This is a genomic window from Ferdinandcohnia sp. Marseille-Q9671 (genome assembly GCF_976954385.1).
In genome coordinates this window covers 199,448-222,375 of record NZ_CDRJTA010000004.1, presented here as the reverse complement: position 1 = coordinate 222,375, position 22,928 = coordinate 199,448, and the positions used below count along the sequence as shown (strand labels likewise).

The 22,928-nt window shown below is 36.6% G+C and carries 19 protein-coding genes; 4 read left to right on the top strand and 15 right to left on the bottom strand.

Annotated elements, in window-relative coordinates; translation table 11 throughout:
* Positions 1 to 91: 91 nt before the first annotated feature.
* From ACWNMY_RS16375 to ACWNMY_RS16310, 14 genes are all read right to left on the bottom strand, one after another.
* Entirely contained in the window at positions 92 to 988 is an 897-nt protein-coding gene (locus ACWNMY_RS16375; RefSeq protein ID WP_449539329.1) for a pectinesterase family protein, read from the bottom strand.
* A 16-nt stretch (positions 989 to 1,004) separates the two neighbouring features.
* Positions 1,005 to 2,561 (bottom strand): glycoside hydrolase family 43 protein, encoded by a 1,557-nt coding sequence (locus ACWNMY_RS16370; protein ID WP_449539328.1) that lies wholly within the window; start codon positions 2,559 to 2,561, stop codon positions 1,005 to 1,007.
* Positions 2,562 to 2,806: 245 nt separating this feature from the next.
* Positions 2,807 to 4,357 (bottom strand): glycoside hydrolase family 43 protein, encoded by a 1,551-nt coding sequence (locus ACWNMY_RS16365; protein ID WP_449539327.1) that lies wholly within the window; start codon positions 4,355 to 4,357, stop codon positions 2,807 to 2,809.
* 22 nt (positions 4,358 to 4,379) lie between these two features.
* Positions 4,380 to 5,408 carry a dienelactone hydrolase family protein gene (locus ACWNMY_RS16360; protein ID WP_449539326.1) on the bottom strand — a complete coding sequence of 343 codons (1,029 nt, stop codon included), beginning with the start codon at positions 5,406 to 5,408 and terminating at the stop codon, positions 4,380 to 4,382.
* A gap of 33 nt (positions 5,409 to 5,441) precedes the next feature.
* Positions 5,442 to 6,968 (bottom strand): glycoside hydrolase family 28 protein, encoded by a 1,527-nt coding sequence (locus ACWNMY_RS16355; RefSeq protein WP_449539325.1) that lies wholly within the window; start codon positions 6,966 to 6,968, stop codon positions 5,442 to 5,444.
* Positions 6,969 to 7,010: 42 nt separating this feature from the next.
* Positions 7,011 to 8,105 (bottom strand): hypothetical protein, encoded by a 1,095-nt coding sequence (locus tag ACWNMY_RS16350; protein ID WP_449539324.1) that lies wholly within the window; start codon positions 8,103 to 8,105, stop codon positions 7,011 to 7,013.
* A 169-nt stretch (positions 8,106 to 8,274) separates the two neighbouring features.
* Positions 8,275 to 9,150, bottom strand: a complete 876-nt coding sequence (locus ACWNMY_RS16345; RefSeq protein WP_449539323.1) for a carbohydrate ABC transporter permease — start codon at positions 9,148 to 9,150, stop codon at positions 8,275 to 8,277.
* 51 nt (positions 9,151 to 9,201) lie between these two features.
* Positions 9,202 to 10,134 carry an ABC transporter permease gene (locus ACWNMY_RS16340; RefSeq protein ID WP_449540468.1) on the bottom strand — a complete coding sequence of 311 codons (933 nt, stop codon included), beginning with the start codon at positions 10,132 to 10,134 and terminating at the stop codon, positions 9,202 to 9,204.
* 262 nt (positions 10,135 to 10,396) lie between these two features.
* Positions 10,397 to 11,641 carry an MFS transporter gene (locus tag ACWNMY_RS16335; RefSeq protein WP_449539322.1) on the bottom strand — a complete coding sequence of 415 codons (1,245 nt, stop codon included), beginning with the start codon at positions 11,639 to 11,641 and terminating at the stop codon, positions 10,397 to 10,399.
* A 120-nt stretch (positions 11,642 to 11,761) separates the two neighbouring features.
* Positions 11,762 to 13,243, bottom strand: coding sequence for an extracellular solute-binding protein (locus ACWNMY_RS16330; RefSeq protein WP_449540467.1), 1,482 nt, complete (start codon positions 13,241 to 13,243; stop codon positions 11,762 to 11,764).
* Between the two features lie 284 nt (positions 13,244 to 13,527).
* Positions 13,528 to 15,006, bottom strand: coding sequence for an extracellular solute-binding protein (locus ACWNMY_RS16325; protein ID WP_449540466.1), 1,479 nt, complete (start codon positions 15,004 to 15,006; stop codon positions 13,528 to 13,530).
* Between the two features lie 281 nt (positions 15,007 to 15,287).
* Complete coding sequence (locus ACWNMY_RS16320; protein WP_449540465.1) at positions 15,288 to 16,451, bottom strand: acyl-CoA dehydrogenase family protein; 1,164 nt, start codon at positions 16,449 to 16,451, stop codon at positions 15,288 to 15,290.
* Between the two features lie 150 nt (positions 16,452 to 16,601).
* Positions 16,602 to 16,919, bottom strand: coding sequence for a GGDEF domain-containing protein (locus ACWNMY_RS16315; RefSeq protein ID WP_449539321.1), 318 nt, complete (start codon positions 16,917 to 16,919; stop codon positions 16,602 to 16,604).
* 105 nt (positions 16,920 to 17,024) lie between these two features.
* Positions 17,025 to 17,366 carry a DUF2680 domain-containing protein gene (locus tag ACWNMY_RS16310; RefSeq protein WP_449539320.1) on the bottom strand — a complete coding sequence of 114 codons (342 nt, stop codon included), beginning with the start codon at positions 17,364 to 17,366 and terminating at the stop codon, positions 17,025 to 17,027.
* Positions 17,367 to 17,532: 166 nt separating this feature from the next.
* Between ACWNMY_RS16310 and ACWNMY_RS16305 the strand changes: the two genes are divergently transcribed.
* Both ACWNMY_RS16305 and ACWNMY_RS16300 read left to right on the top strand, forming a co-directional pair.
* Entirely contained in the window at positions 17,533 to 17,694 is a 162-nt protein-coding gene (locus ACWNMY_RS16305; protein WP_449539319.1) for a hypothetical protein, read from the top strand.
* A complete protein-coding gene (locus ACWNMY_RS16300; protein ID WP_449539318.1) occupies positions 17,694 to 18,452 on the top strand; it encodes a serine/threonine protein kinase in 759 nt (252 codons plus the stop codon). Before ACWNMY_RS16305 ends, ACWNMY_RS16300 begins: the two co-directional genes overlap by 1 nt.
* 39 nt (positions 18,453 to 18,491) lie before the next feature.
* On the opposite strand, the gene ACWNMY_RS16295 is transcribed toward ACWNMY_RS16300, so the two are convergent.
* Complete coding sequence (locus ACWNMY_RS16295) at positions 18,492 to 19,181, bottom strand: TerC family protein (RefSeq protein WP_449539317.1); 690 nt, start codon at positions 19,179 to 19,181, stop codon at positions 18,492 to 18,494.
* Between the two features lie 186 nt (positions 19,182 to 19,367).
* On the opposite strand from ACWNMY_RS16295, the gene ACWNMY_RS16290 reads away from it, so the two are divergent.
* Positions 19,368 to 21,509, top strand: coding sequence for a GDYXXLXY domain-containing protein (locus ACWNMY_RS16290; RefSeq protein WP_449539316.1), 2,142 nt, complete (start codon positions 19,368 to 19,370; stop codon positions 21,507 to 21,509).
* A 191-nt stretch (positions 21,510 to 21,700) separates the two neighbouring features.
* Positions 21,701 to 22,900 (top strand): M20 family metallopeptidase, encoded by a 1,200-nt coding sequence (locus tag ACWNMY_RS16285; protein ID WP_449539315.1) that lies wholly within the window; start codon positions 21,701 to 21,703, stop codon positions 22,898 to 22,900.
* The last annotated feature ends 28 nt before the right edge of the window (positions 22,901 to 22,928 follow it).

Sequence of the window (22,928 nt, the reverse complement as noted above, 5' to 3'; positions counted from 1 at the left end):
TGAAAGTAGACAAAGTCAAGTTTGATCTTTGTCTACTTTCTTTTTATAAAGAGGAGTTCAATTCTATAATGTCTATACTCTAGTGTTAATGTTAGAGTACCCATTCATCCTTCGAATTAAAAATGGTTTCTACCGTGTATGTAGAGGCTTCCTCATCTGTTAGTTGTTTTGCCCACCCTACTCGCTTGGACAAATTACTTCCAGGTCCAGTACTGTTATATTCAAAATAACGTGCCGTTTTCTCATTAGCCTCATTTCTCCAATTATCCCAACCATGTGGATGAATATGTTCATCCATCCATGTATTGATAAACACTGTATGAGCATATTGTCTCCAAGGGCGTCCTAAGTAGACACCAGATGCTTCCTTAGAACCTGTAAGTTTACAGTTTAGAAAAACATAGCCATATTCATTTTCCTTAGGTGTTGAGGCTGCTGTTATATAGCCCTTACGTAAACTATGGATCGTACATTCCTCAAACACAGTTGTACTTGCCCCAAATATAAAATCTACATGGCCCTCAATATAGCAATGTTGAAAATAATGTCTTCCCTTAGAGGTATACAAGGTGTCCTGATTTCCTAATAACCTTACATCTTTTATAATGCATTTATCACCAGCGATATATAGAGCAAGTGCCTGGCCAATTTCTTCACCATAGCCAGCTTTGTTCTCAATTGTCAGATGTTCCAGTTGAAACTGATCAGCAAATGCATGAAAAATCGAAGTTTCAAAGGTACCAATTTCATTACCTTTCGCATTTTTCATTCTTGCATATTTGTTTCCAGTAATGATAGTCTTTTCTTTCCCTGCTCCAGTTATTGTGATATTTGGTTTGTTTTCCGGTACTGTAACAATTTCTTCATATACTCCTTCTTCAATATAGATCATTACTGGTTCAAGTGGAAAGACACGTACAGCATCGATTGCTGCTTGAATTGTCGAAAAGTCTCCATTCCCTTTTTTTGAGACTACTAGTTTTTGCATAAAAGTGCGCCCCCTTTTACTCTACTCCCATGTACTCAAAATAATCAAAATCAACATGATTCTCTGATGCTGAACCATTGGAACTTGCATACATTCCTAGGTAAACTCCTGTAAAACCACCTGCAATATCTGAACTTAAAATTCTTCCATCAACATTTTCTTTTAGGAGTTCCCAATTCTCTGAGACTTCTGCAACATAAAAGTGGTAGGACTGGCCATATGCCTCAACTTTAAAGAATACTTTCTCTTGGTTGAAAGGTCGAGTTGCCAGTATTTCCTCTTGACCTGCTTCTCTTTTAATTAATCTGACATCAGATTGAACGTATTCCAGTCGATAGTGGAACTCTGAATTTTGATATAATACAATACCTGCAACTTCCTGTTGATTGGTCGGAGAGAATTCCATTTTCGTCCGCGCAGTAAAGTTAATATGACATTGTCTACGCCCTACAAAGGAAGGGTTCCCATCTTCTACAATCGTTTCTGGCTTTAACCTCAATCGTAGATACCCTGGACGTTCTTGTAATGACCAAAAATTACCACGAGGTGTGCGGATAAAGTTCCACGGTAGTTGTAATGTTTCACTATCAAAATGATCGCATGCTGGTCCAGTTGACCATTTCTTTTCTGTTAAACTAGGTTTTATTCCCTCTACCTCAACAATACCTTTACCTGGATTTATGACTGGCCACCCATTCTCCCATACGAGAGGAACAAGAAACGATTCTCTGCCAAGATTTCGATATCCCCCTCCATATGGACGCGTTCCTAGGCAAACCATCCACCACTCACCATTCCCTGTTTCAACTAAATCTCCATGACCAACATTGGAAATTGGATAATCCTTTCCTAGATGTCGATGTGTTAATATCGGATTGGTTTTCGCTCCTTCATAAGGTCCAGTTATTGAGCTACTACGTGCGACAGTAATTGAATGTGTGAAACCGGTTCCACCTTCAGCAATAATCAAATAATACATACCATCCACTTTATAGATATGTGGTGCCTCCTGAGCATGTATGTATTTTAATGCCCCATCCCAAAGACTATACTTTTCACCAATTAGTTGCTTTGTATCTACGTCGAGTTCCTGCATCCATATTTCCATATGCTTTGGATACATCTGTCCACCTGGTGGCCTCCTGTTAGCCGTAACATATGCTTTGCCATCATCATCAAAAAATAAGGATGAATCAATTCCAGGACAATCGTCTAACCAGAACGGATCTGACCATGGACCTTCTGGATTTTCTGCTGTCACAAAGAAATTCCTTCTTGCACCTGTTTGACTTTCTACAAAAGTTGTAATGACGTAAAAGATTCCTTTGTTGTATCGAATTGTAGCAGCATAAATCCCTTTAGAATTAGGTGTTCCATCTAGGTTAAGTTGCTCTGGTCGAGTTAACACATGTCCAATTTGATTCCAGTTAACCAAATCTTTACTATGAAAGATTGGAATACCAGGAAAATATTCAAATGTGGATGTGACTAAATAAAAGTCATCTCCTACTCTACAGATAGATGGATCAGGATAAAAACCAGGTATAATTGGATTCTTAAATGTTGTAGACAAGATACTCATCCCCCATTTTTAAGATAGATAAAAAGGGCAATTTCTGCCCTTTTAACTTTATTCATCAGAAGTCCCCTATTTCTATAAGTAAGGGATCAATGCAAAAAAGGTATACAATTCAATCGAGGTACAAGCTTCGACTGAATAAAGTTAAAGCCTCCGGCGGATGCCTCAGATTTTTAGAGGAAGTTTCTCTAGCAAGCTCGAAAAAAATCTGGGCGCAAATACGCCAAGGCGTATTTGATTTAGTTGTGTACCCAAAAATAATCAAATTCTGCATATCCATTACTTGTTTCTTGGCCACTTGTACAGCAATAAATGCCGATTTGTGCACCAACCCATTGGCCAGGAGTTGCTTTAAATAATTCCCCAACATTTGTAAAGTCATTACCGTTCTCACTATAACTAAAACTACAAACTGCCTCTTTAGAAACTTCTATACGAAATAACACTTCATTTCCTTTGATGCTCGCGATACATCTTCCATTTTCAAGTTGACTTTCATTACCTGTTACATAAAAAATGCCGAAATGATCCCCAACTTGCTTTAAGGTAATGGACGCATATTGTTTGCCTAAGACTAGCAAGCCTGTTTGGTCTTGCTCGGTTTCAGGATGTAAGCGTACCTTCGTTGTAACATTAAAGACCTCCGCAGGAAACTTCTGTGTCATGATATTAGGAATCTGATATAAATTTGTCTCTCCAGAATGCCCGATTGCATGCAACCGTAGCTGTTGATCATGTAGACTGTACCAGTTCGATTTTTGATTTGCCTGCCATTGCCATTGAAGCCCTAGTGATTGTGATGAAAAGTCATCACTTGTTTGTGGAACAAGTACCTCTGTATCAATCTCTGATTGTGGTTTTTCCCACTTATGAACTGGTTCACCAATGCCTTCATCATTTTGATTTTGCCCCATAACAGGCCAGTCATCTTCCCAATACATTGGCTGTAAATGAACAATACGACCATATGCATCTTTATCCTGAAAATGAAGGAACCATGATTCTCCCGTTTCTGTTTCAACCCATCCACCTTGATGTGGCCCATTTATATCAGTGCTCCCTTGATGCAAGACAATTTTATCCTCATAAGGACCAAAGATGTTTTTCGAGCGTAGGATTGTCTGCCATCCAGTTGCCACTCCACCTGCTGGGGCAAAGATATAATAATAGCCGTTCCTCTTATATAGTTTCGGTCCTTCTATTGTCGGATGATGTTCAGTACCATCAAATACATGAACGCCTTCATCTAACAACGCTGTTCCATCTGGTTTCATTCTGCTTACATGGAGAATACTCTTAAATCCAATTCTGCTTTTGGCGAATGCACTAACAAGATAGGCTTGGCCATCCTCATCCCAAAATGGACAGGTGTCAATCCAACCCTTCACTTTTTTCACCAAATGTAAAGGAGTCCATTCTCCGGCAGGGTCCTCTGCAGTACTCATAAAGATTCCCTCATCAGGTGCCCCAAAGAACACCCAAAACTTCCCATCATGATAGCGAATGCTCGGAGCCCATACTCCTTCCCCATGACGTGGCGTATCATAATGAGAGTATGGTAAGTATTCCGCTACATGATTAATAATTTTCCAATTAACTAAGTCAGTAGAATGTAAAATTGGCAAAGATGGTGACATGTGAAAGCTTGAGGATACCATATAATAATCTTTTCCTACACGTATTACATCAGGGTCTGAATAATCTGCATGTAAAACCGGGTTTTGGTACATTCCATTTTCTAAGTCTGCTTGCCACACATTACGAATTGCAAGATTCTTTGATTCTGACATGTAACTATCAACTCCCATTCGATTATTTCGAGTGTTCTTTCTCCTTATTCAAGGTTGTATCTAACCAGTCAAATGATATTTCTCCGCTAATTTCATGACCACCATCAAAGAGATGCCACTGAAGAAGATCAGTCACTTTATGACTTGAGTATATCCCTTTAAGCTTTTCAATTGCTTTTTCTGTTTCCTTGATTGGAAATAGATGGTCCTTTTTCCCTGCTTCAATAAACAATGGGCGAGGAGCCATTAGGCCAATTAATTCAGGCATCTCAGTATACTCTAAAATCCCGGGTACATAATTATCTAAACAATGTCTTCTTTCAATAATGCTTCCTTTAAATGTGTTTGTATAACATGAAACAACTGTAGCGCTAATGCGTTTATCAAGAATAGATGTATAGGCAGCAACAAGTCCGCCTCCTGAAATCCCCATACAACCGATACGTGTTGAGTCTACTCCTTCAAATGTTGAGAGGTAATCTACTACTCTCATACATTCAAATACCCTAAGTCCAGCAAGTGTTTTTCCATAAAGCAGTAACTGACTAGCTAGTGAATAACATGAATTGTCTGCAGGCGATTTTCGTTCATCATTTGAGTAAGTTCGCTCACCAAATCCTATTAACTCAGGTGCACAAACGACAAATCCTCTTTTAACAAGTTCGACTGCAAAATCTTTATGCAATCCCGGATCACCCTCCCGGTCATTACCAGAAGGGTCTAATCCAACAATATCCTTATTTCCATACCCATGCCCATGTAACGCAAGTACAGCTGGAAGTTGCTTCTTACCATGATTTTTTGGAACTAAGACATACATCTGCATTCGAACTTTTGGTAGGGTAGTTATTTCAACGCTATACCTTGTATATTGATCATATTCTTTTTGTTTACTAACTACAGGTGAAAGAGGTTCTTCGCTTTTAAATGTACCAATTAAATCCTGAAACTTAGATAGTAGTTCAGTCTGCCATTTATCATCATATTCTTTTACATGTGTTTGAATGGTTTCCTTATATAAATCCTCTAAAAATGGATGTTTTACCCACATATACATCCTCCTAATTTGTAAAGTATATGTCTACTAACCTAGTACTACTTTACTCTGTTCGTCTGTTTGTAAGTAATTACCCTCAGATGTTTGTCTAACATTACCTTCGATGCTGGAATCTTCTACTCTATTTAAAATTACGACTGGTGTAGAATCATGTTTCTTTCTCATGGCAAAATGGTCAATGTTAATGTGCTCACTATCCTCAATCTCTAGCCCAGCACCCTGTCTTGTCTCAACTCGAACATGGTGAATTTCTAAATTAGAAATATATTTTCCGAAGATACCTGCACCGGCCATTACTAATTCCTCTTGAACCATATCAGGCTCTCCACCCACTTCGTTCGGGTCTGCAGTCATCTCGATCGTAGAATGTGAGATTGAGATATCATTAATTGGTCTTTCAGGTAGTCCATAAATAAATCCAGCCGCAGCCCTGCAATTTCTAGCCGTAATATGACTGATTTGAATATGTTCAATTGTTGGTGTTCTTTCTGTTATCGGCTGTGCATCGAGACTATTAATAGTAGGATCCTTCTCATTCACACCATGTTTATAAAAAGAATTAATCGCGATTGGACATAAAACATCTTCCATATATATGTTGTTAACAAGGATATTTTTTACATATCCTCCACGTTCACGGTTTGTTTTAATTCGTATTCCACGATCTGTTCCAATAAATGTACAGTTAGACACTGTTACATTTTTAATTCCACCAGACATTTCACTGCCCAGCACTACGCCTCCATGACCATAATGCATTGTGCAGTTTGTTATAACTACATTTTCAGTTGGTTTTCCGACTCTTCTTCCATCCTCATTAATGCCTGATTTTATTACTAGACAATCATCGCCTACAGAAAAGTGACAATCAGATACACGTACATTTGAACAGGAATCTATATCAAATCCATCACCATTTGGTGTATCAGCTGGATTTTCAAACGTTACATTCGTTACGGTAACATGATCACAATAGACAAGGTGCGTATTCCAAAAAGGTGAATTTTTTAGAGTAACTCCTTCAATCGTGACGTGTTCACTATTCATCAATTGCAATAATGGTGGGCGTAAGAATTGAGAATCCCATTCTACAAGATTGGTTTCAATCGGTTCAACGAAGTCATGGTTTAGTTTTGCAATTTTTTCTGTAGTTTCTGAAGAGTATGCTTTGCTGTTTACACGGAGTTGTCGATTAACCTTCCACCAAGCCTGTCCTTGTCCGTCAAAGGAACCTTCCCCTTTGATTGTTACATTCTTAAGGTTATCTCCATAAAGCAGTGGGGAATAACCGTAACATTCGTAGCCTGACCAACGAGTTTTTACAGGCTGGTATCGATCAAAGTCGTCTGAAAATAATATTGTTGCACCTGCTTCTAAGTAAAGTGTGATATTACTCTTAAGCACAATTGGTCCTGTTACATATACACCTGCAGGAACATAGACTGTTCCACCACCATTACCTGCGCTTTGATTAATCGCATTTGCAAATATCTCAGTATTGTCCGTACTGTTATCTCCAATTGCTCCTAATTGTGTGATGTCTAAAAATGCCATATAAAATCCCTCCAACAATTATTTGCTCGAAACTTACTAATTTTAAATATATTTATAGAAATTCTCTGCGCCTTTAATAGGATCTACCTTCAGCCCAGCCAATTTATGAAGCTGTAAACGTATTAATGTCGCTTGTGTACCAGCATTCATATCTCCCTCATAGAGTCCTTTTCCAATATGTACTGCCTCTGGCATAAACGGATAAAACTCATCAGATTTAACCTGTGCAACGTTTGGTGCAGTTGGTGAATGTTCGATTTCCCTTGAAAAACCACCATCAGCCCGCTTCAGCTTTTCAATATTATCTACTGTGATTTGGATAATTTCTGCAAGTTCCTCTTTCGGAATATCAAGATTCATATAAGATAATAAATCAATTGGATTCCTTATATAGCACATGTCCTTTGCGATTTCTGTTCGTAGGCAATGTAGGATACTTTGATACATTTTTTCAACCCTAGGCATTGGAAGGTTAAACTTATGATAAAAGGTATGAAGCTTAAATGTACCCGATATTTGGACATACATACTACCTTCTCCCCAAAGACCTGTATCTGGATTTTGAATACTTTCCAAATAATCCGCAGCAATAGGAATCATTTTTTCTTGTCTTTCTTTGTCCATTTGACCGATGTACATGCATGAAGAAGCTAATAAGTCACAGCCACGCCAACTATTCACTAAACTAATGCTTTTCCACTTTTTAATATATTCTTCTTCAGAAAATACATAATCGGGTGCTTTGTTTAGTTCAACGGGTGAAGGATAAAGAGGTTTCCCACCTAATCGTTGTAAAGAGTGGACAGAATAATTAAAAGCACGACTCACCATTACTTCATCATGCTTCATTAAGTGATTCTCATCCAGAAAGTACCCTGTCTCAGGGTCTTGTTTGCCCTGGAAAAACGAGATGAATTTTTCCGTTAATTCTACTGGCATTTCAGTAAATAACTCGTTTCTAGATAAAATATTTAGAGCTTGTGCAGTCGATTCAATGTCAGGAGTAAAGGAACTATCAGATACAGAGCTTCTTGCATAGTAGAAACCTCCTGTAATCGGATCGTATTGGCCAGCCAGCCATTCAAAGAATCCCTCGAAAAGGGAATCAAATTTTTCAAAGGCTTCAGTATTATCCATCGTATCTCTCCTTCTTAAATAAAATGCGCCACCTTGACGTTTTTTCAAACGAGGCATCCGCGAAGGTTACCTTAGTTCAGCCACCACTTAAATTGTATAAGCTCAAGTAAAAAATTTTTGGCTTTGTTAAACGAATTTAACAAAGCCATTTTTCTAACCTATAACGTAACTATTCCTTCATGGAGCCTAGCATAGCTCCTTTTGTAAAGTACTTTTGTAGGAATGGATATACCATTAATACTGGAATTGTTGCTACAACGATAACAGCCATTTTTATTGTAATATCTGGCGGTGGAATCTCTGTAAATTCCGCACTATCATAACTTAATCCACTTGCTAATACGACGATTTGTCGTAATAATACCTGGATTGGCCATTTCACAGAATCATTGATATATAGGATTGCATGCATATACGTATTCCAATACGTTACCGCATAGAATAAAGAAACTGTAGCTAATGCTGGCTTTGAAATTGGTAAGATGATTCTAAATAAAACACCGAAATCGTTACAGCCATCAATTTTAGCAGATTCAATTAGACCTTCCGGTAGCCCCATAATGAAGCTTCGTAGGATGATCATATTAAACACATTTATAGTTACCGGAATAATTAATGCTGCATAGCTATCAAGTAGACCCGTACTTTTTACGATCATAAAGGTTGGAATCATACCACCACTAAATAGCATTGTGAATACAAACAAGAACATGATTTGTCTTCTACCAACGAGGTCTCTTCTAGATAACCCGTATGCAGTTAATAATGAAATAAACATACTCCATAATGTTCCGACTAGTGTAACACCAATGGAAACACCTAATGCTTTAAAGATTGTATTTGTTGAAAATATATAACTATACGCATCTAAGCTAAATACAGTTGGAAATAGAACGAATCTTTTTTCCGCTAATTCAGCACTGGTGGTGAATGATGCTGCGATAACATGTATAAATGGTAAGACCATTACAAGTGCTATCACTGCTAAGATTAGATTATTACTCCAATTAAAGATGCGGCTTCCAAGTTGTTTTTCCCCTACCATGCTCTCACTCCTTATTCGTTTACTACCTATCAAATTTGTAAGTCACAAGAATTAATAGATACCTTCTTCTCCAAATTTCTTTGCCATTTTATTTGCAAATACAACGAGGATCAAACCTACAAGTCCTTTAAATAGACCTACTGCTGTACTATAACTATACTGACCTTGTAATAGACCTGTTGTGTACACATACGTATCAAAAATCTCAGCAACACCACGGTTTGAAGAGTTCAATAATAGGTAGACATGCTCAAATCCAAGTTCAAGTACATCTCCGATCTTCAAGATAAGTAAAACAATGATAACTGGTCGAATCGCAGGCAATGTAATATGCCAAACTTGACGTAGTTTACTTGCTCCATCCATTTTCGCTGCTTCATATAAGCTTGGATCAACTCCAGAGATTGCAGCTAAATAAATGATTGTACCCCAACCAGCACTCTGCCAAACTACCTGAATGATGTATGTTGGCCTAAACCAATCAGAACTCATAAGGAAGTTAATCTTTTCGAACCCAAGGGATACTAATAAATTATTGATTAATCCACCGTCTAACGTTAATAAAACAAAGCTGATTGAAACAATAATTACCCAACTCATGAAATGTGGAATGTATATGAGTGACTGAACTGTTCTTTTAAAGAAGAGATTTTTCATCTCATTTAACATTAATGCCAGTACTATTGGGATTGGAAACGCTATTAATAAATGTAATCCAAAAAGAACAAGTGTGTTTCTAAAAATCATCCAAAAATCTGAATCTGTAAATAAACGTGTAAAGTGTTCGAACCCTACCCACTCACTTCCAAGAATACCTTGATATGGTTTGTAATCTTGAAAAGAAATAACTAGGCCAAGCATCGGAATGTATTTATAAAGTAACAAATACAATAAACCTGGAAGGATCATCAAATATAATAGTTTATTTTTAAATATTCGTTTCTTAATTTCAGCCTTAAAGCTTTTTTCTAAATCAGTACGAATCTTTTTCTGGTTAATTTGTAGCTCCGTCTGATTGTTCTGGTCGATTACTGTTTCTGACTTCACCCTCATCATCCTTTCATTTCAATATATTCATCATAAATAGATTCTTAAGAAGATTTGTCTCACATGCAAATACAATAGGAGTTGTTACCGCCATATGAGACAAACCTTATATTCGTATTTTCTTAATTTTTTCACATATCGTAAATAATCAAAGTTTCATATATCTGTTCACAGTACTAGATTACTAGGTTTTTACTGCTTATCTTAGATTATGATTATAGGTACTCCTTCTATTTTTCGTGGCAAAGGGTTGTTTATTTACAACTAAATAGGGAATGATCCACTGGAATACTGCCAAAGCAAAAAGTACAATTGGAATACTATCTGCTTGGACTCCACTCACGAAAAATAAGAAAATGATTATACCAAAACCTCTACCTAGATTAATAATTGTCTCGCGTAATACAACTGCCTCTGTCCTAAAGTTCGATCCTAAAGGTATTTGCCCTATCCAATTATAGTAGAAGGCTTCATAGGCATTGCTCTGTAATGGCTTAAATAGTGAGTATATTGACATGAACAAGATAACGGTTAATGCGGACAATTCTGAAATCATAAATAAAGTTGCTATCGTGAAACCGGCTGCTGAAATGAGCAAATACTTAACAGTTCCTTCCGATTTTGCAAATCTCGAAATTAAATAGCTTGATAATATCGATAATGATAGAAACACAATATTTAGATAGGCGACTGTCTGTTCTTTTAAAAAGATTTCATATAGTAAAATCGAAGGAATAAAGGATAGTATTCCATGAGGAAAACCAACAATAAACCACCCAATTAACGATTTCTTAAATCCTGGTTCCCGTTTTACGATGAGAGGTAAGTATTTCATATAGTAAGAAGTATGGTGATTCTGTTCTTTTTTTAGCTTTAAACTTCCTAATGCAGCAATTGCAAACATAATAAAGGCTGCACCAAATACGATCATATAGCCTTGAAATCCTGAGTACAAACCGATAATATATCCTGCAATTGCTGGACCTGAAAGGTTAGTTCCGTTCATGACAATTGTATTTAAGCCCAATACTCGCAAACGGTTTTCATTTGTTGATACTTCATGGACAATCGTAAAGTAACCCAACCAATATAATGCTTGCGAAACACCTTTTATAACTGCAAAAAGCAGATAAAACGTAACGATTTGTTCTTGAGCTAGTAGAATAAATAGATAAAAGCAAGCAGTGATAAAGATTCCTACTCGATAAGCAAGCAACTTCCCTTTTCGTTTCGTTAATTTACCAATTGAAAATGTAGTAACTGCCTGTGCAAGGATGGCAACTAAGTTAAAGACTGCATTTATGAATAAACTATTTGTCAATCTCCATAAGTAGATATTGAGAAATATCAAAGACATAGAATTTCCAAATTGATAAATTGCGTGATTTACGAGGGAAATGACGGCTTGTTGATTTAATCTTCTCGCTTTTTCAATACGTAACATAGATACACATCCCTCAAATAAAAAAAGTAGAGTTTTCTGTGCCTTTACAGCAAAAAAAGATGAGTAAATAAAAGGCTGTGTTTGACAGCCTTTTATTTACTCTTTTGTCGATACAATGGTTTACTTAGACTTTTTTAAAGACTCATTAAATTCTTTAATTACATCTTCTCCGCCATTTTTCTTCCAATCAGCAACTACTTTTTCGAAACCTGCTTTATCAAGGTCACCTAAGATATATTGATAAGTTGCATCTGTAATTTTTTGATTTAGAAGTTCTCCTCTTTCAGCAAATGTTGCAGAATCAAGTGCATTTACTGGATTGTGAATTAGGTAGTTTTCATTATCCAGAATTAAAGCCTCTGCTTTTTCCTTAGCTGGTAATGTGAATACCCCTTCATATCTTCCATTTGTTTTCGGCTCACCAATTTCAAGCGCTTGGTATGCTTTAACTTCACGGTTTGTTAAATCTTGATCCTCAGACGCAAGAGCTCTACCATCTTGTACTTCATAGTGCTCACCTTCTACACCCCAGTATGCAATGTTCGCAACTTCTGGAGTAGCCATTTTGTCAAAGAATCCAAGGATCCCTTTTAATTCTTCTTCAGTTTCAACTGCTGATTTCGGGAATAACACTACATTTCCGTAACCAGGGATTGCCCAAACACCAAATTCTCCATGTGGACCTTCGATTTTATTTTGAACCTCGAATTCAATATCAGGATTTAATGCAACAGCATCCTTATGAAGGCTTACTACATCTCCCATTGAACCAATATACATTCCGGCTGTACCATTTTTGAAGAATGCTTGTTGATCTTCTTTACTAGTCACTGGGAAATCTTGGTTAATGTATCCGTTATCACGAAGATTTTTAAAGAAATCCATTGTTTGAAGATATTCATCAAACATAAATTCAGGTTGTAGCTTTCCGTCCTTTTCGCCCCACTCGTTTGGAGTACCAAACCAAGAAGCAACTGTTTTATATGCTCCATATACTAAATCACCACGGTCAGTAATACCAAATGTATCATCTTTTCCATTTCCATCTGGATCTTGTTCCGTAAATGCTTTAGCCATTTCATAAATATCTTCAGTTGTTTCAGGTGCACCTAGTCCTAATTTTTCCGCCCAGTCTTTTCTATAAATTAAACCTTGACGAGATAATGGTCTTCCTTGATATAATGAATAAATTTTTCCATCAACAGCTGTATTCTGTAAAATTTGTTCGTTTAATTTGCTTAGATTTGGAAACTCATCCAAGTAAGGACCAATTTCCCAGAATTGACCATCACGGATTGCTTCTTTAAATTGAACAAAAGTTGTTTGGTTCTTTAAGAAAACTGCTTCTGGTAAAGTCTCCGTTGCAAATGCAGTATTCAGTTTTTCCTCATAACTAGTATCTGGAGTCCACTGAATAGTAAGATCTACACCTGTTTTTTCTTCTAATAGTTTTTCCACCTTATCAGATGGAACCTCAGGTGTATGAAGGTTAGCCATAATTGTAAAGCTAACTTTCTCATTAGACTCTTTCGGTTTGTCAGAGCCTTTTGACTCTGAAGCGCTTTCATTTGAACATGCAGCTAGTCCACCAACCCCAAGCATCAATGCTAAGGAAAGGCCTAAAAACTTTTTCTTACCTTGTTTCAAATTAATTCCCCCTATTTATTTTTTTGATGTTGCACCTTAAATTTACTTCCAAGGCATGATTATGTGAATAATCAAAATCTCATATATCCCTATAACATTCAGCATTGAAAGCACTTTCAACACTTTTTATAAGAAAATGATTATCTTATTTACAAAAGGTTTTGAATCTTTAGGAAGGTAATGATATAAAAAGCAGAAGGCTATGTAATAGCCTTCTACTTTACAAGGTGATGTCCTAGTTATTTTGTTTTTTGGTAGGATTCGTTAAATTCTTTAATAACATCTGCCCCACCATTTTTCTTCCAATCCTCAATCGCTTTTTCGAAGCCTGCTTCATCAAGATCACCTAAAATATATTGATATGTCGCATCAATCATTTTTTGATTGAGAAGTTCTCCTCTTTCGGCAAAAGTAGGTGATTCAAGTGGAATAGTTGGGTCATGTATTAAATAGTTCTCATTTTCTACAATTAGTTTTTCAGCCTTTTGTTTCGCAGGAAGTGTATGGACTCCGTCATATCTGCCATTTGTCTTTGGCTCACCAATTTCTAGAGACTGATATGGTTTTACTTCTCGTGTCGTTAATTCTGTATCTTCTGATGTAAGTGCTCCGCCATCCTGAACGGTATAATGTTCTCCCTCAATTCCCCAGAAAATCATGTTTGAAATTTCAGGTGTAACTAATTTATCAAAGAAACCAAGAATCTCTTTTAGTTCTTCTTCACTTTCAACTGATGATTTCGGGAATAATACAACGTTACCATATCCAGGGATTGCCCATATACCGTACTCGCCATTAGGACCTACAATCTTATTATGAACTTCAAATTCAACATCTGGATTAAGTTGTTTCGCATCTTTATCAATACTAATAACGTCTGACATTGATCCAATGTACATTCCTGCAGTTCCGTTTTTGAAGAATGCTTGCTGATCTTCTTTACTCGTTACAGGGAAGTCTTGGTTAATATACCCGTTGTCACGTAGATTTTTTATGAAATCCATTGTCTCTCTATACTCGTCAAACATGAACTCTGGTAGGAGTTCACCATCTTTTTCACCCCAATTATTAGGAGTTCCAAACCAAGATGCTACAGTTTTAAATGCACCATATGACAAATCAGCACGGTCTGTAATACCAAATGTGTCATCTTTACCATTTCCATCTGGGTCATCTTCCGTAAATGCTCTTGCCATCTCATAAATGTCTTCAACCGACTCTGGAGTTCCTAAGCCTAATTTTTCCGCCCAGTCTTTTCTATAAATTAAGCCCTGACGTGACATTGATCTACCTTGGTATAAAGAATAAATTTTTCCATCTACCGCAGTGTTTTCTAGTATTTGTTCATTCAGCTTACTTAAGTTAGGAAATTCACTTAGATATGGACCAATCTCCCAAAACTGTTCATCACGTATCGCTTCCTTAAATTGAATAAATGTTGTTTGATTTTTAAGGAATACAGCTTCAGGCAACGTTTCAGTTGCAAATGCTGTATTTAACTTTTCTTCGTAGCTCGTATCTGGAGTCCACTGAATTGTCAAATCAACACCAGTCTTTTCTTCTAAGAGCTTTTCGATTCTATCAGAAGGAACCTCTGGAGTAAATAAGTTTGCCATAATTGTAAAGCTGGTTTTACCATCAGAATTTTTGTCGCTCGAAGCACCTGAGCTCGAGCATGCCGCAAGACCGCCTACACCTAGCATCAATGCTAGTGACATGCCTAAGAGTTTTTTATTACTATTTTTCAAAACCAATTACCTCCTATTACGTTTCTATATTACCTCCTAAATCTAATAAACTATTAAGGTTCCGTATATAATCAATATCTTAGCTACTCTTATTATACAAGGGTTTTCAGACATTTTCGACATCTGATAGTAATATATTGATTACCTATTTATCCTAAAAATTATTATTCTAGACGAGATAATTTATTATTCCGAATATGTATAATTTTAAAAAAGTAGCCATTAACTAGATAACGGCTACTTCCTTATCTCTATTCCATTTCCTTAAATGCCACCTCTGCTAGTTTCGCTAACGTCATATCATCCATCGGTGGGTTATGAAGACCTGCTCTCACATCCCGGTAATATCGTTGCAATGGATTAGACTTTTGTAAACTTTGAGCACCTACAATTCTCATTGCTTTATCTACAACTGATATTGCACTATTTGTAGCTATGTACTTGGCTAGACCTAATTCAGGTCCTAAATGACTTCGATCTGCTGATTGATCCCATTTTTCAGCGATTGAATAAAGAACATGTCGTGCCTGTAATAGCTCTGCTTCCATCTCCCCAACCACTCGCTGTACATTTGGGATTGTTTTGATAGGTCCTGTTATACTATTAGGCGAATATTGATTTGCAAAAGAAACTGCGTAATTCCTTGCTGCAATTGCAATCCCTATATAACAAGCAGGGATGTGAAGAAGCCATCCACTTGGTTTCGCCTTTATTTCAGGTGTTACTATTTCAACCAACTCATGTTTTTCAAGGGCTACTTTTTCTAGAACGAGATCATGACTCCCTGTTCCTCTCATGGAGATTGTATTCCAAGTCTCATCAATCGATACTCCCTCCTTGCTTCGTTCTACTAGGAACTCGCCAATTTGATCTGTACCTTCAAGTGTTGCCATGACACCTATATAATCAAGAACCGGCGCCATTGTGGTAAAGGATTTTCTGCCTGAGAGAACCCAGTTATTTCCCTCTTTTTTTGCAGTTGTTTGTGGTTTACCACCTCTAGTAGGGCTTCCTGTTTTAGGTTCGGTTGCGGCACGATTATACAAAGCACCGTTTAATACCTCGGCTGCAAAGGAAGTTAATTGTTCTTCTTCCCACCGCTTTTTTTCAAAAAGATCCATAACAGCACCTAAATGCCATCCTATTGAAAGTGCAGTAGCACCATCCCCTTGAGCGAGTCTTTCTTGTAACAGGACAAATTCATATAAGGTTAGGCCTTCTTTTCCCCCATATTCCTTTGGAATCGTTAAGGCTGTATAGCCAGAATTTTTTAGGTCCTCTATATTTAATACAGGAAATTCACCGGATTCATCATAGCTAGCAGCCCTATCATGGAAAGTATCTGCCAAATTGCTCACCATTTTAAATAACCGTTTCTGCTTCTCTGTTTTACAGAATGAAGTAGGCACTTCCATCTCTCCTTCCCGAATAATCCGCTTATCTAAACGTACTATTTTCATTATACTATTACGTGCCTAAGAAATAAAAAAGGATGCCCCATACAAAAACCCCAACTGTAAGTATGAAAAGTCTTTACTTACAACTCGGGGTATTCTACTGTCCTATTAGCTTATAATGTGGAGTCCGTCTTCTATATAGAGTGTTGTACGATTTCTTCCATTTGTTTTTGATTTATAGAGAGCATTGTCAGCTCTTTCTACAATTTGCTTTCCATGTTCGTCATTCTTATAGAGGGAACTGATTCCTAAGGAAATTGTTATCCTTTGACCAGTAGGGTTTGGGCTTACTTCGACCAAATTCCTAAGAGTTTCAGCTAGAAGAAAAGCTTCTTCTTGATTTTTATTCTTAACCACGACACCAAATTCCTCCCCTCCGTACCGAAAGATAAAACTTAAAGAATGTATTTTAGTAATAATTTTCAATACTAAATCATATCAGTTTTTAAGTAAGAGTGAAACAGATATTTTTGTAAAATTATAACAAAAAAAGCTAGACAAAACAGAAACTGTTTCACCTAGCATTTTACATTAATCATTATCCTCTTTCTCATCTTTATCATCATGCTTTTTATGATGATGCATCGGTACATACCCATGTTCTTTTACTTTTTGGTAGTGCTCTTCTAGCCATGCAAGCTTTTTATCAGCCTTCTCTTTAGAAAGTACACCATATTCTACATATTTGTTGAGAAGCGTTTTCTTCGTTTCAAGAAGTTCCTTGTAGAGCACATCAAGCTCTTGCTTTTGCTGTTCAGTAAGCTCTACTTTCTTCCCTTCAACATTTTTATCCATTTCTGCACTCGTTTGAATACCTCCTACTAGGAAAAAACTAACTAGTAAAAGGAAACCTGTCATAATTATTTTTCTCATTTGTATACTCCTTCCTTGTTATGTAAAAAATTCCTTTATAGTATCTATCGTTATACGGAGAATATACCCTTTTGTAAAAGTTATCCATCTATTTTTGTGCAACTTTTTAGGAATCCAATCGTAAAAAGAGTATACCCATTCTTTATAATGTAAAAGGAGGAGTTAGATGTTAAAGAAAATTTTAAAGGCAGTTTTAAAAGAGGCGGTAAATAAGCCGAAGAAAAGATACCATCATTCAAGTAGTGATTATAAATACAAGCAAAAACACTCCCACTTAGGCCACCATTATTACAAAAAAGGCTACAAGAAGAAGTTCTTCTCAAGCTAATGAATGGCTTATGGAAATTGATAGATAAACCTTTTAAACCAGGAACTATTTTATCGAATTATTGTATCAACGAATTTATTGGGATGGGGAGCTACGGGTTGATTTATCATGCGACATCGAATGTTTCAGGAATAGAGGTTATCATCAAGCAACTTCGTACCCGTAAACGAACCAAAAATGGTGTCGCCTCATTCGAAAAAGAAAAAGAACTGTTACAGCTTCTTTCTCATCCATCCCTGCCCACTTTTATCGACTATTTTCAATACCAAAATCGTCCATTCCTGGTTATGAGTCGAATGAACGGCCAACCATTAGATACTTTACTTTTCGAGAAACATAAGGCCTTCTCAAAGCATGAAGGATTTCAATTAATTGAAAATGTGTTGGAAGTGGTTCATTATGTACACTGCCAAAAAATTGTTCACCTAGATTTACGACCACCAAATATTTTAGTGGAAAACCAACAAATCTCAATTATTGATTTCGGGTTAGCAGACTTTATCAATTCACCAGTAAAGAAAGCTTCAAATTCTTTAATGAGAGAGACTCAGCCAAAAAGTGATTTCTATGCGTTAGGACATACCCTGCTCTTTATTTTGTATTCTGGGTTTATTCCCCAAACAAAGAAGAAAAGAAGTTGGGAAGAGGAATTAAATCTTTCAAATGAGGAAAAGTTTTTCATTCGAAGACTTCTACAAATAGAAGAACCTTTTACAGACACAAGTGAAGCTTTAACCACTGTTAGACTATTATCGTAAATGAAAGAGAGTAGAAAGGCAGCTGAAAATGCTGCCTTTTTAAGATGCCTTTTGTTTTTCTTTTAATGCTTGAGCTTTTGTTTTTTTCGCTCGTGTCCCAATGTATATAACTGCAGCTACGACAAGGATTTCAAATATATATCTGACCCAAGCATTTTCAAAAAAGTCTTCAATGAATGGTTCTTCGACAATCATTTTTGATGCTGTCCATGCAAGTATTGCTGCACCAAATGTAACGATAATTGGAAAACGATCGACTAATTTTATAAACAACGTGCTTCCCCAAACCATAATTGGGACTGATATAATTAACCCAATGACAACTAATGTAAAGCTACCATGGGCTGCACCTGCAACCCCGAGAACATTATCAAGTCCCATTAACGCATCAGCTACAATAATCGTCCTGACTGCTGCCATAAAAGAACCTTGTGCTTCTATTTCATGTTCTGTATCATCCGTGAGTAGTTTGTAGGCAATCCAAACTAGGAGAATTCCTCCAATAAGATGTAGGCCAGGTATCTCAAGGAGCCAGACTACAGCTAAAGTTGCAGCTGCACGAATAATGATTGCTCCGACTGTTCCCCAAATAATCGCCTTTTTCTGCTGTGGCTTAGGTAAATTTCTTGCGGCTAACCCGATTACTATCGCATTATCTCCCGCTAAGACGAGATCAATTACTACGATCGCTAGTAGAGCTGAAAAGAACTCTCCTGAAAACAATTCCATAGATAATTCACCTCGTAATTAGGTTGCCCAAAATCAAATTTTATCTATAATGAAACGTTCATTAAATATTGGTATCAAAGGTGGAAAAATATATTATAATCTTTACAACGATTACTGATTTTAACATATAGTACTAATACAATGGTCTTACGTATTTTTAATTTGAAGGGGAAATGAGGAGTATTAATGAAGAAGCTAATTCCATTTGGTTACTTTGCTTCAATTGTTTTATTACTGTCTGGTATACTTTATTTTTTTGCAGCAAACTGGCCGGAATTTTCTAGATTCGAAAAGCTTGCATTAGCAGTAGGTGCTATGCTGTTGTTTTATTTACTCTCATTGATAACAACAAGGTTCTTGTCACACCAAGTGTTCTTAGGTAAGTGGTTCTTAGTTGCCAGTGGGATCGTTTTTGGGCTTTGTGTCGCCTTAATTGATCAAATATATAACTCACATGCAGATAGTTATTCATTGTATCTAATTTGGCTCATTCCTGCCTTATTGTTTGCAATAACTACTCGATATGCTCCTTTCGTCATGTTGAGTTATGTCCTATTTCATCTTGCATATTGGTTTTATATGAACCCCTCATCTTATTCCATTGTTCGAACAGATTTTCAAGAATGGCTTATCTATCTAGTTATAGCAGTCATTAATGCCATCCTATTTATTGGATCATTCACACCTTTACTGAACAATAACATAGTCCGCTATTTCTCCTACACCATGACACATATCATGCTTATCGGAATGAGTATTTTCGAACTATATGAGCCATACAGTGGGTGGACGAATGTTTTGTATATTCTCTTTGCTACTATCTCCTATTTTTACCTTGTTACAAAAAAAATAGATAAATACATCTCCATTATTTTATTTACTATGGTAAGCCTTTACGTCTGTACAAAGATTATCGAAATTCCATTTTTGTTTGGAGATGCAATTGGCATTTTAGGATTGCAAATTCTCGGTTCACTGGCCTCAATTGCTCTTATTATTGGTGGAATAATGTTTGCACGCCATTTATCATCAAAGCATATTGAAACGCCAGTTGGGCAAGCAATTAAAGGGATATTAATTGTAATTGTGACACTAATAGGTTCATTTATGTTTTCAATAAGTTTTGGTGGTGTGCTTTATCTTATTTTCTCTAGTTTTTATGCAACTGTAGTTTTAAGTATATTGTTTATAAGTGTTGGGATATTTATCAAAAGGCTAGGTCCTTATGTGAGAAACACATTAGTATTAATTGGCTTTTTCTCAGGGATTCTAGAAGCATTTTTTCTATCAACAACTATCACATTATTCTTTTTAGCCTTATCAGTAGTTGTAACAATTGTTATGAAGGCTGGGATAATACGATTCATAAGCTATACAACCATTATCGCCTGTACATTCAATCTGTTAGTTGATCAATTTAGATTTTGGGATCACTTGGAAGCTATTTTTATTGGATTCGCACTTCTAAATGCTGGGATCTATTATGTAGTGCAAGCCAATTTAGTTCTTAAAAGAATTAGCTCTTTTTACGCACTGTTCTTTTTCTACACACTTACATTTTTTGAAAATCATCTTTGGCAAGAAATCATGTATAGTCTCGTGTTTTTTATTATTACAACTTTTCTTATCATTTTCTTTTCCCGTAGAGATGAGATATTTCTCTATCGGATGAGTTTTATATTCTGGATTGCTCTTTTTATTTCGACCTATTATGATCTTATTTGGTCTCTTGTCCACAAGTCACTCTCACTCCTTATCTTAGGGCTACTGTTCTTTACTGTTACCCAGATAGTCGAACGTAGGTCTGGATTAAATAGGAGTAAAAAAGTCATTTCTTTTACTCGTAAACAATGGAGTTTTATTGGGGTTATTCTACTTTTACAAATTGGCTTTGTTGGTTATCAAATAACAAGTCATGAATCCTTGCTGAAAAACGGTAAGGAAATAACACTTGAACTTGCCCCAGTTGACCCACGGTCAATGCTTCAAGGAGATTATGTCATACTCAGATATGAAGTTGCCGAGGTAAACGAAAACGAATTGAAAGATACCCATTACGGAAATCGAGTATATATACTTGCAAAGCAAGATGAGACTGGAATTTATAAACGCGAAAAAATACTTACCTCTATTAATCCCGCTGAATATAAGCTTGCTGAGGATGAGGTTCTACTTACAGGTAAATATAATGGTTATAATGAGGTAATACTTGGCATTGAAAGTTATTTTGTAAAAGAAGGTACTGGTTTAGATCTTCAAAGAGATGCAAAAACCGCTAAAGTAAGAGTTGCAAAGAACGGGAATGCGATATTAGTTTCCATTCATTAGTTAGAAGAACAAGTTGCAGACAAAGGCATAGATCCGTCTCCCTCTGATGCATACCATATTTGGATGTTGTAGAAACATGTTTTTCAAAGGAAGCCCATGTGCTTCCTTTTTTTTATGCAAAATTCTAATAATAATTAGTTTGCCATGATATAATTTATCACATACAGCCATTGTAGAGGGGAGAAACGAAGATGTTACATACTTTATTTGATGCTTTAGATACAAAGTATACGGAAATGGTTGAAATTCGTCGTTATTTACACCAGCACCCTGAAGTTTCTTTTAGGGAGTATAAAACAGCAGAATACATTGCAAACTTCTATAAGAGTCTTGGCATAGAAGTCCGAACAAATGTTGGCGGTAATGGTATAGTTGCCAAAATACAAGGCGGCAAACCAGGACAGACCGTAGCTATACGAGCAGATTTTGATGCACTTCCAATCCAAGATGAGAAAGATGTTCCCTATAAATCAACTGTTCCAGGAGTTATGCATGCCTGCGGCCACGATGGACATACAGCAACCTTACTTGTATTAGCGAAAGCTCTTAATGAAATGAAAGAACAGCTTACAGGAACGGTTGTACTTATCCACCAACATGCCGAAGAGTTTGCTCCTGGCGGTGCCATTGCCATGATTGAGGATGGCTGTCTTGAAGGAGTCGACGTCATTTTTGGCACTCATTTATGGGCAACTGTTCCGACAGGTACAATTGAATATCGTGTTGGGCCAATCATGGCTGCAGCCGATCGTTTTGAAATAAAAATACAAGGTTCAGGTGGTCATGGTGCACATCCACACACAACAAAAGATGCGATCGTAATAGGCTCTCAGCTTGTCATGAACTTACAACAAATTGTTAGTAGAAGAGTTGATCCTATTGAATCTGCTGTTGTTTCCCTTGGTTCGTTTGTCGCAGAAAATCCATTTAACGTAATTGCTAACACAGCCAAACTAGAAGGAACGGTTCGAACCTTTAGTGAAGATGTTCGTACCCAAATTGAAGAAGAAATTGAACGTATTGTAAAAGGAACTTGCATTGCGACCGACTCTTCATACTCATATTCGTTCCACCGTGGTTACCCTGCAGTTGTAAATCATAAGAATGAAACAGATATTTTAATAGAAGCAGCTAAGCAAATACCGAGCGTTTTACAAGTAAAAGAGACTGCACCGCAAATGGGTGGAGAGGATTTTGCTTATTACTTGCAACATGTCCCTGGAACATTTTTCTTTACGGGGGCAATGCAACTTAACAAGGAAGATGCCTATCCGCATCATCATCCAAAGTTTGATATCGATGAAAAGGCGATGCTAGTAGCTGCGAAGACATTAGGTAGTGCTACCCTAAAGTATCTTTCACTTGTAGAGTCAAAACAAGCTACAGTATAAAATACAAAAGCAAGAATGATTAATTAAC